Source organism: Streptomyces sp. SID14478 (assembly GCF_010548525.1).
Lineage (GTDB): Bacteria > Actinomycetota > Actinomycetes > Streptomycetales > Streptomycetaceae > Streptomyces.
On sequence record NZ_JAAGMG010000125.1, the window covers coordinates 1 to 7,149 of the forward strand.

General features: G+C 71.6%; 7 protein-coding genes and 1 tRNA gene. All 8 read right to left on the reverse strand.

Annotated elements, in window-relative coordinates; all coding sequences use genetic code 11:
• Positions 1–52: 52 nt before the first annotated feature.
• Positions 53–1,213 (reverse strand): hypothetical protein, encoded by a 1,161-nt coding sequence (locus G3I40_RS04965; RefSeq protein WP_239091544.1) that lies wholly within the window; start codon positions 1,211–1,213, stop codon positions 53–55.
• The gene (locus tag G3I40_RS04970) at positions 1,210–2,904 is read right to left on the reverse strand and encodes a GH3 auxin-responsive promoter family protein (protein ID WP_164300926.1); all 1,695 of its coding nucleotides are present in this window, start codon (positions 2,902–2,904) and stop codon (positions 1,210–1,212) included. Before G3I40_RS04970 ends, G3I40_RS04965 begins: the two co-directional genes overlap by 4 nt.
• A complete protein-coding gene (locus G3I40_RS04975) occupies positions 2,891–3,559 on the reverse strand; it encodes a hypothetical protein (RefSeq protein ID WP_164300927.1) in 669 nt (222 codons plus the stop codon). The genes G3I40_RS04970 and G3I40_RS04975 overlap by 14 nt, the downstream gene beginning before the upstream one ends.
• A 55-nt stretch (positions 3,560–3,614) precedes the next feature.
• Positions 3,615–3,803, reverse strand: a complete 189-nt coding sequence (locus G3I40_RS04980) for an acyl-CoA carboxylase subunit epsilon (RefSeq protein ID WP_164300928.1) — start codon at positions 3,801–3,803, stop codon at positions 3,615–3,617.
• Positions 3,804–3,815: 12 nt separating this feature from the next.
• A complete protein-coding gene (locus tag G3I40_RS04985) occupies positions 3,816–5,360 on the reverse strand; it encodes an acyl-CoA carboxylase subunit beta (RefSeq protein WP_164300929.1) in 1,545 nt (514 codons plus the stop codon).
• Between the two features lie 25 nt (positions 5,361–5,385).
• Positions 5,386–5,817, reverse strand: a complete 432-nt coding sequence (locus G3I40_RS04990; RefSeq protein ID WP_164300930.1) for a hypothetical protein — start codon at positions 5,815–5,817, stop codon at positions 5,386–5,388.
• An 89-nt stretch (positions 5,818–5,906) separates the two neighbouring features.
• The gene (locus G3I40_RS04995) at positions 5,907–6,701 is read right to left on the reverse strand and encodes a BTAD domain-containing putative transcriptional regulator (RefSeq protein WP_164300931.1); all 795 of its coding nucleotides are present in this window, start codon (positions 6,699–6,701) and stop codon (positions 5,907–5,909) included.
• 316 nt (positions 6,702–7,017) lie between these two features.
• A tRNA-Cys gene (locus G3I40_RS05000) sits at positions 7,018–7,111 on the reverse strand.
• Positions 7,112–7,149 lie beyond the last annotated feature (38 nt).

Sequence of the window (7,149 nt, forward strand, 5' to 3'; positions counted from 1 at the left end):
CGGTCGGCGGCCAGTGCGCGCAGCCGGTGCTGGGCCGGTGCCGGGGGCGCCGTCATGAGAACACCGCCGACAGCAGCTCCGCCGCGGGTGCGGCGCGACGCTTGCCGAGCAGCCCGGACGTCAGCCGGTACGGATCGACGTACAGGTGGTCCTTGCGGTGCCGGGCGAGGCTCTGCGCGAGGGACAGCGGCGACGTGGGGCTCGCCGAGTCGAGCAGCCGCGCGGCCCGCCCGAAGTTCTGCCGCAGCAAGTCGGCGCGGAACGACTGCTGTTGGCCGGGACCGAGCACCGCGATGAAGTACAGACGCATGCCGAGTCGGACGGCGGCCGGTTCGTACTGCTCGTGTGCGGCCCGCACGAGCTCCCCCGCGTGGAGGCCGGCCCAGCCGCCGTGGCGGGCCGAGCGGATCGTCCCGTCGATCGGCACCCGGCCCAGGCTCACCCGGCGCACGCGCGGGCCGACGGCCGTCAGGACCCGCGCCAACTGCTGGTGGTCCGCGTCCAGTTCCGCGTCGTACAGCAGCACCACCTCGTCGTACTCCGGGGCGAGCGGGAGCAGGTCGCGCAGCGCGCACGCCAGGTAGTTGGGGCGGCCGTCGGCCGTGACCAGTTGCCGCAAGGGCAGGCCGAAGCGGGTGAGGTCGAGGTAGACGGGGCCGCCGACCGCGCGGTGGTCCAGGCACATGCCGAGGCCGGTCAGCCGGTCCAGGGCCCGGTCGAGGTCGAGGCCGGGCGGCTGATGACGCAGCAGGCCGGGGTCGTGCAGCCCCAGGGCTGCGTAGTGCGCGCTCCACAGGCGCAGCACGCGGGCGCTCGCGGGGTGCACCCAGCCGCGCTCGGCCGCTTCGGCGTAGGGGCGCATGGCCGGGGCCGGTGCCCGCTCGGCGGCTCGGAAGGCGATGTACAGCTCGCCGATCCGTTCCTCGGTGAGCCCCGCGTAGTCCATCTCGCCGTGCGTGCGGTCGAGGTACTCCCAGAACCCCAGGGTCTGTTCGGTGGGGTGGTACGTGGTGTGGCTGCAGTGGTGGGTGACGTCGGCCAGGGCGAGGGTGGCCCGGTACATCACGTCCGTCCACAGCAGCCCCTTGAGGTGGCTGGGCGTCAGCGGCTTGGACGGGGTGACGGTGATGGGGGCGAGCAGCACCCGGCGGCCCCCGGCGGAGGAGGCGGTGGCCGTCTCCGGCCGCGCCCGCGGCAGGGACAGGAGGCTCATCCGCGCGCCTCCTCGGACGCGGTCAGGAGCCGGTCCCACTGCGCGGGGTCCTGCCGGAAGAGGCGGTCCTTGACCTGGGTGGGGCGGATGCCGCCGGCCACCTGGGACTGCCAGTCGCGCAAGAACGCCTCGGGGTGCAGCAGGCGCAGCGACGGTGCGCCGAGCCGCCCGGCGGCGCGCGCTGCGCGGTAGCCGGCCGACTCCCGCCGCAGTGCCTGATCGAGCCGGTCGGCGCAGCGGGCGGTCTCGTCCCGGCTCCACGGAGAGGTCGGCGCGAGGGCGAACTCGTAGGCGGACGGGCCGGGTTGATCCCGTGTCACCCGGCAGGCCGCGTTGTGCACTGCGAGCCCCGTGGCGTCCAGGGCGCTGTGCAGGCCCCTGATCACCTGGGCGTCGCGCAGCCGCTCGCCGGCGTGGTCGGAGCGGGTGTTGCCGCGTCCCGCGTAGGCGAGGCGGGGCACGCCGTCCTGGTGGTCGACGACCCGTACGACATCGCCTACGGCGTAGCGGTAGAGGCCCCCGACATGGCTGAAGACGACGTGGTAGTCGCGGCCCGCCTCCAGCTCGTCGGGGCCCAGGGTGGCGCTGCCCGGGCCCAGATCCTCTTCGGCGTCGACGAACTCGTGCACCGCGGCGGTGACGACGAGGCTGCCCGCCGAACCGTGCCGGTCGAGCGCGACGCCCACCGGCCCCTCGGACGCGGCGACCGGGGCCGGCAGCGCGGTCACGTGAGGACCGAACTCCTCGCGCAGGTGCGGGAGATAGAGCGTGGCGAGGCCGGTGGTCCAGCAGAACAGGGCGCGCATGTTCGGCCAGATGTGGGCCGGGCGGACGACGTCGTGGCGGGCCGCGAGGCGCTCCAGCTCGGCGGCCCGCTCGGGGCTCGGGGAGCGGTAGGGGAGGCCGCCGAGGGTGCCGTCGCGCACCTCCTTGACGATCCGCGGCCACCACTGGCGCAGCTGGTGGGGCAGGGCGGCCACCATCGCCGGGTTGATGCCGATGACGCAGCGCACGTCGCTCTCCACCGCGAGGCGCAGCCGCAGGTACATCTTCTCCAGGTGCTCGTCGGCCGCGACCGGGAAGGGGAGCGTCGCCCACGGGGCGCCGGTGCCGGGCTCGGCGGACAGCGGCTCGCCGAACCTGGCACCGAAGTCGATCTGGCTCGCGCCCGCATGGTGCCGCCCGGACGCGGTGGTCGGCGGGGCCGCGAGGGGGTCGTGCTTGAGGTTGAGAACCGCGCCGGGGTGGCCGAGGACGTCGGGGAAGTGCTCGATCAGCGGTGCCCAGGCGGCGTAGTAGAAGGGGAAGAAGGTGGTGCGCATGAAGCGGGGCGTGACCGGGATCTTCTTGTGCGCGCCGGTGCTGCCGCTGCTGGTGAAGAAGAGGGCGGGGTCGTCCGCGCTCAGGACGCCGCGCTCGCCGGCCGCGGCGCGCTCGATCCACGGCTGGAGATCGGCGTAGGTCTGGATGGGCACCGCCCGCCGGAACTCGTCCAGGGTGCGGATGCGGTCGAACCCGTGCTGCTTGCCGTACGCGGTACCGGAGTTGAAGGCGAGCAGGTCGCTCAGTACGCGCTCGCGGTGGCCCGCGACGTCCTCGAAGGAGGCCCGCAGGAGGCCCCGTTCGGCGAAGACGCGGGCGCGGTAGCGGCGCAGCCGGTCGGGGTCGGTCCAGGCTTCAGCCGAGCTCATGGGCGAGTACCTCCCGTATCGCGTCCGCGGTCTCCTGCGGGCTGTGGTGTTCCTCGATCACGGTCACCGGCAAGGAGCGGATCTCCTCGCGCATGACCTTGGCCAGGTCGTGCTGGTAGCGGTCGAAGCCCTCCCGGTCGGGGTACGGGCCGTAGTACTCCAGCGCGTTGAGGCCGGCGCCGCGGCCTGCCCGGCGCCACGCGGTTTCGGGCGATACGTCGAGGTAGATCACCCGGCGCGGCTGCGGGAACGTCCGCCACCAGGCCAGCGGCCCGGTGTCCGGCGCACCGGCGAGTCGGCACTTGGCCAGGAACTTGTAGTAGTAGGAGTCGACGACGGCCGGGCGGCGCGTGCCGTCGTCGCGCAGCAGTTGGTCGCGCAGATGGACCACCGCGGTCTGCACCAGCGCCGTGAGGAACTCCGGGGACCAGGCGTCGGGGCGGTCGGCCACGTCCTCGACGACCGCCCGGCGCAGTCGGCCGATCAGGGCGTGCTCGGGGGCGAGGCAGTCGGTGTCGACGGAGACCCGCCGCCAGGCGGGTGCGGTGCGGCCGAGGTGGCCGAGCGCCGTCGACTTGCCCGCGTGGTCGGGGCCGAGCAGGACGCAGAAGGGCGGGGAGTCGCTGCGCGGCGTACTGCTGCCGTGGACGGTCATGATCCTTGCGCTCCTTGTGCTGGTCAGGGGGGAGGGCTGCGGCGGCCTCGGCGTCTCAGGGCGCGCGCCAGCTGCAGGGGGCCTGGAAGGGGGACAGGCGCCAGACGCTGGTGCCCGGGGTCGAGGGTTCGGCGCCGGGGCCGGCCAGGGCCTCGCGGGACAGGAGCAGAACCGTGAGTGCGGCGAGCTCCTCGGCCGTGGCCTGGCCCTTCTCGATGCGGATGGGGGGAGTGGGGGAAGACATGGATCCTCCGTCCTACTGCGGTGGGTTGCCGTGCTTGCGGGCGGGCAGGTCGGCGTGCTTGGCGCGGAGCATGGCGAGGGAGCGGATGAGGACTTCGCGGGTCTCGGCGGGGTCGATGACGTCGTCGACCAGGCCGCGTTCGGCCGCGTAGTAGGGGTGCATCAGCTCGGTCTTGTACTCCTTGACCAACCGGGCCCGCGTTGCTTCGGGGTCGTCGGCCTCGGCGATCTGGCGACGGAAGATGACGTTCGCCGCGCCTTCGGCGCCCATGACCGCGATCTCGTTGGTGGGCCAGGCGTAGGTGAGGTCGGCGCCGATCGACTGCGAGTCCATGACGATGTAGGCACCTCCGTACGCCTTGCGCAGGATGAGGGAGATCCGCGGCACGGTGGCGTTGCAGTACGCGTACAGCAGCTTCGCGCCGTGGCGGATGATCCCGCCGTGCTCCTGGTCGACCCCGGGAAGGAAGCCCGGCACGTCGAGCAGGGTGATGAGGGGAATGCTGAATGCGTCGCAGAGCTGTACGAACCGGCCGGCCTTCTCGCTCGCGTGGATGTCCAGGACGCCTGCGAGGGCCTGGGGCTGGTTGGCGACGATGCCGACGACCTGGCCGTCGAGGCGGGCCAGGGCGCAGATGATGTTGCGCGCCCAGCGCTCGTGGACTTCGAGGTAGTCGCCGTCGTCGACGAGTTCCTCGATGACCTTGGTCATGTCGTACGGGCGGTTGCCGTCGGCCGGGACCAGGTCGAGCAGGACGTCCGAGCGGCGGTCCGCGGGGTCGTCCGACTCCACGGTGGGCGGGCTCTCCCGGTTGTTCTGCGGGAGCATCGTCAGGAGGTAGCGGACCTCGGCGATGCAGGTCTCTTCGTCGTCGTAGGCGAAGTGCGCGACGCCGGAGGTCTCGGCGTGGACGTCGGCGCCGCCCAGTCCGTTCTGCGAGATCTCCTCGCCGGTGACCGCTTTGACGACGTCCGGGCCGGTGATGAACATCTGCGACGTGTCCCGGACCATGAACACGAAGTCGGTCAGGGCGGGGCTGTAGGCGGCGCCGCCGGCGCACGGGCCGAGCATCACGCTGATCTGCGGGATGACGCCGGACGCCTTGGTGTTGCGCTGGAAGATGCCGCCGTAGCCGGCGAGCGCGGAGACGCCCTCCTGGATACGGGCGCCCGCGCCGTCGTTCAGCGAGACCAGCGGGGCACCGGCCGCGATGGCCATGTCCATGATCTTGTGGATCTTCGTGGCGTGGGCCTCGCCCAGCGCGCCGCCGAAGATCCGGAAGTCATGCGCGTAGACGAAGACCGTGCGGCCCTCGACCGTGCCCCAGCCGGTGATCACACCGTCCGTGTACGGCTTCTTCGCCTCCAGGCCGAAACCGACCGCACGATGCCGGCGCAACTGCTCGACCTCGTTGAACGACCCCTCGTCCAGGAGCAGCTCGATACGCTCACGCGCGGTCAGCTTGCCCTTGGCGTGCTGGGCCTCGGTCGCCTTGCCACTCGGTCCTGCCCATACCTGTCGGCGTAGCTCGGCGAGCTCTGCGACCTGGGACCTCATGTCTCCCCCTGACCGTGATCGGACGTCAATTGCCGAGGCGACGCAGGCCGCTGATCTGGAGTACGGCGAACGCCGCGACGACGAGGGCCTGGAGCGGGATCCACACGGTGCCGATCGTGTTCGGGTCGAACCAGCCGAAGACGGCGGTGGCGACGCTCGCGACGGCCCACAGCAAGTTGGCCTCGATCACCACCTTGGTGGCCCCGGTCGAGGGCACCGGGCGGCTCGCGATCACGGCGACCAGTGCGCCGTACACCGTGAGGAAGACGCCGATGCCCCGCAGCAGGCCGGTGTCGACGTCGAGCAGATCCGAGACGGGGCCGGCCGCGAGCAGATAGATGAGGCCGTTGGCCGCGGTCACCGCCGCGTCGAGAGCGAGGAAGATCCGTAACGGGCGCGCGGCCTGCGTGCGCCCGTCCGTCGACACCGTACGGGCGGCGGTCTGTTGTGTGGTCATGGTGTCCTCCAGAGGTAGCCGGTCGTCGTGCTCACTTCACTTCGGATCGTGGCAAGGACCGCTGACCGCCGGCTGACGCGCCGCTTACGTCAGGTGAGTTGCAGCGGCAACGACGTGCGTACGTCGCCGACGAGCGCGGGATCGTGCGAGAGGATGGCCGTCTCGACCTGGCGCAGCGCGGGGGAGGGCTCGATGCCGAGTTCGTCGTCCAGGTGCCGGCGCATCCGACGGAAGATGTCGAGGGCGTCGGACTGTCGGCCCGCGCAGTACAGGGCGACCATCAGCTGCTCGCAGAAGCGTTCCCGCAGCGGGTGGCTGGTGTGGGTCTCGGTGAGCTCGGCGAGGACGGCCGTGTGGCGTCCCAGGCGCAGTTCGGAGTCGAATCGCAGCTCCATGGCGCGCATCCGGTACTCCTCGTAGCGTGCGCCGGCGAGTTGGCACAGGGTGCCGCCGGGGAACCCGCCGAAGACGGGGCCGCGCCAGGTGTCCAGGGCCCGGCGCAGTATGTCGGCCCTCCTGGTCAGGTCGCCGGTGCAGGACTCGGCCGTGCGGACCTCTTTGATGAACTCTGCGGCGTCCAACTCGCCCTCGCTGACCGTCAGTCGGTAGCCGGAGGGCTGGATGGTGACGCGCGAGGTGCTGCGCTCGGGCTCCAGGCTGCGCAGCTTGCGGCGCAGCCGGCTGACGTGGGCCTGCAGTGCGTTGGCCTCGTTGTCAGGGGTGCGGTTCCCCCACATCTCGTCGGCGAGGGCCTCGCTGGAGATGGACTGGCCTTCGCTGACGAGCAGTGTCTGGATGAGGGTTCGTTGCAGATCTCCGGGAATCTCGGCGGGACCTGTCGAGGTGTGGATCTGCAGCGCCCCGAGGATCGAGAACCTCAACATGTCGTTATCCCCTCGGCGGTAAGTACGGCAGGGAGCGGGCGGGAGGGTCGCGGTGCGTCCACGCCGGAGCCGAGAGCCGTGTGGCGGGCTGCGCGTGGAGGGCCCATGAGGCGTCCACCCAGAGAGTTCTCCTCATGACCGCATCCTCGCACAGTAAAATTCCTTTGGGAAGGTATTTTATTGCGGAACGTGTCGCCGGCCACCGTGGGGCGGCGCGTGTCGGGGGGCATGAGAGCACCCTGGCAGCCGCTGACCGTGCAGCGGCGAACCAGGGTGCCGGTGTCGCCGGCGGGGGAGGCCGGCGATGTCGTGAGTGCGGAGAGGGCAGGATTCGAACCTGCGTGGGCTTTGTGGGCCCGGCCTTGAGGTAAACCTCCAGGTCCCCGATGAGCCGCTCCGGGCACCTCTCCTTGGGACGGCCCGGTGGGGGCGGCCGTCTTTGCGGAGA

What these genes read in the sequence shown, in the direction of transcription:
- G3I40_RS04985 (WP_164300929.1), bottom strand. Translation starts at nt 5,360, where the DNA reads ATGAGGTCCCAGGTCGCAGAGCTCGCCGAGCTACGCCGACAGGTATGG.
- G3I40_RS04970 (WP_164300926.1), bottom strand. Translation starts at nt 2,904, where the DNA reads ATGAGCTCGGCTGAAGCCTGGACCGACCCCGACCGGCTGCGCCGCTAC.
- G3I40_RS04990 (WP_164300930.1), bottom strand. Translation starts at nt 5,817, where the DNA reads ATGACCACACAACAGACCGCCGCCCGTACGGTGTCGACGGACGGGCGC.
- G3I40_RS04995 (WP_164300931.1), bottom strand. Translation starts at nt 6,701, where the DNA reads ATGTTGAGGTTCTCGATCCTCGGGGCGCTGCAGATCCACACCTCGACA.
- G3I40_RS04975 (WP_164300927.1), bottom strand. Translation starts at nt 3,559, where the DNA reads ATGACCGTCCACGGCAGCAGTACGCCGCGCAGCGACTCCCCGCCCTTC.
- G3I40_RS04980 (WP_164300928.1), bottom strand. Translation starts at nt 3,803, where the DNA reads ATGTCTTCCCCCACTCCCCCCATCCGCATCGAGAAGGGCCAGGCCACG.
- G3I40_RS04965 (WP_239091544.1), bottom strand. Translation starts at nt 1,213, where the DNA reads ATGAGCCTCCTGTCCCTGCCGCGGGCGCGGCCGGAGACGGCCACCGCC.